The organism is Kamptonema animale CS-326, from assembly GCF_028330895.1.
Lineage (GTDB): Bacteria > Cyanobacteriota > Cyanobacteriia > Cyanobacteriales > Microcoleaceae > Kamptonema > Kamptonema formosum.
The window spans coordinates 1-2,042 of record NZ_JAQMUA010000211.1 but is presented as its reverse complement, the minus strand read 5'-3'; the positions used below and the strand labels follow the sequence as shown (position 1 = coordinate 2,042).

Below are 2,042 nucleotides of genomic sequence, written 5' to 3'. Positions count from 1 at the left end.
GATTATATGGTGCAATACTTACGGGAAAAGCGCTGTAGGGTGTAAGCGACTCAAGCAACCCCGGCCGGATCTGGTAGCTTGAAATTATAAAAAATAGCCCTCTACCCTCAAACTTTAGTCCAGAGATGAAAGGCAAGAGGAGGCTTTAGTCTCTCAGTGAGATATTTGCCAAATATGGTAAAGTTAGTTAACGGAGTTTCGACAGGCTCAACTACCGAGGTGAAACAAAGTGTACGCAGTACAAAAAGATATTTGGCATTTAAGGGGAAACGATCGGACAATAGTTGAGCAACTACTTTCTTATCCCAATCAAGCTCTAAAAGTTGTGGGTAATAAAGTCAGGTTGCCCCTGGGAAACAAAAGAAAAGAGCATTTTGCTAAGGGGCAAAAACCAGAAGTAAAAATGGGGGTTAAGAGTAATCAAAATTTTGTGCAAATACCGATAGCTAAAGTCAAAGAAAGATGGCAGCAAGAATGCGAATTGAGGGGGTGGCGATTCGTAGCCCAAGAGGAAGATTACAGATCGAAAACCAGTTTTTTAGACCGAGATTTACTGCCAGCCGCATTTGGTGAAAAACCCGACAGTTGGCAACCATCAGGGAAAGGAATTAAGCGAGGTTTATACCGTCTTAAAGCGGGCTTAATCTTGAATGCAGACGTTAACGGTGCAGCAAACATCATCTGCAAAGCAAAAGTAGCCCCAGGCTCAATGCTTCGACTAAGCTCAGCAACCATTGAGACTGCGGGTAGGGGCTTATTGACAAACCCTTTAAGCATCAAACTTGAGGCGGATTCATCCCCCAAAGTTTTTCCTTAAGAATCCCCGTGTTTTTAGACCGGAGAGTGTCAAGCTGTAAATTAGCATATCTGAACAGCTATTGAGGCATTTTTTAGGGCCTGTGGTGACGTTACAACCCACTCCTCATTTGGTACTTCGCACTGATGCGGGCAATCGCTATCTACCTCTGGTGGGCAGCAATTGCTGGACTATTGGGCGGAGCGATGATAATAATTTCGTATTAAGCGATCGGTGGATTTCCCGCAGCCACGCGATGTTACAACGGATGGAAACAGGAGAGTTTTACCTGATCGATCTGGGCAGTCGTAATGGCTCTTTTGTCAATGGGCGGCGGGTGAGTATTCCTGTAACTTTGAAGAATAGCGATCGCCTAGTCTTTGGTCAAACTGAACTGGAGTTTAACTGTCCCCCTACCAATCGCCTTAGTGGCCCCTTAATCGAGGCTGATTCTGAAGATTTTACGGCTACTTTGACGGTTCGCAGTCTGATCTCGGTGATGGTAATGGATATCCGAGATTTTACTGTTTTGACTAGGCAACTCGACGAAACTATTCTCTCAGAAGTGATCGGTAGTTGGTTCCGCCAAGCAGGGCAAATTATCCGCGAGCATGGTAGTTGGGTAGATAAATACATTGGCGATGCGATCATGGCTGTCTGGTTTCACAAGGCTAACGGCGTTAGTCAGGATGAGATGCTGCGAATTTGTCAAGCTCTAAGTCAACTTCATAAGGCCACAGACGAACTTAGCAGTCGTTATCCCCTTCCCTTTCCTTTGCGAGTGGGAGCGGGAATTAATACGGGTTATGCGATGGTGGGAAATGCTGGTAGTAGCGATCGCTCAGATTATACGGCTCTCGGAGATACTGTGAATGCAGCTTTTCGCCTAGAATCTTGCACGAAGCAAATTGGTAAGGATATTGCTCTAGGAGAGACGACTTACAAATACCTCTCGGAGTTGGGAGGAAGCAACGTTTTTAAGCAGTATGCCGTTGATTTGAAAGGTTACGAGCATCCTACTGTTACTTATGGCGGTACTTTTGCGGAATTAAATAGTTTTCTGAAAACGAAAAGCACTAGCTAAGTAGAAGGAAGAAGAATTTACTTAGGGCTTGCTGAATAAGTTAGAAAAAATCGCGATCGCGTAGCCAGCCGCAGCCATCGCACTTGATGGGCAATTCAAGCTCGGTCAAACATAACTTTTTGTTGACTATAACTTGCCCAAGTATAGCTTTTAATAATCATT

Annotated in this window: 2 protein-coding genes; both read left to right on the top strand. The window is 44.7% G+C overall.

Translation table 11 applies throughout. The annotated features are described in order from the left end of the window. Positions 1-229: 229 nt before the first annotated feature. Positions 230-817, top strand: coding sequence for a hypothetical protein (locus tag PN499_RS12115; protein WP_272032159.1), 588 nt, complete (start codon positions 230-232; stop codon positions 815-817). Between the two features lie 82 nt (positions 818-899). Further along, positions 900-1,880 carry an adenylate/guanylate cyclase domain-containing protein gene (locus PN499_RS12110; RefSeq protein WP_272032161.1) on the top strand — a complete coding sequence of 327 codons (981 nt, stop codon included), beginning with the start codon at positions 900-902 and terminating at the stop codon, positions 1,878-1,880. Positions 1,881-2,042 lie beyond the last annotated feature (162 nt).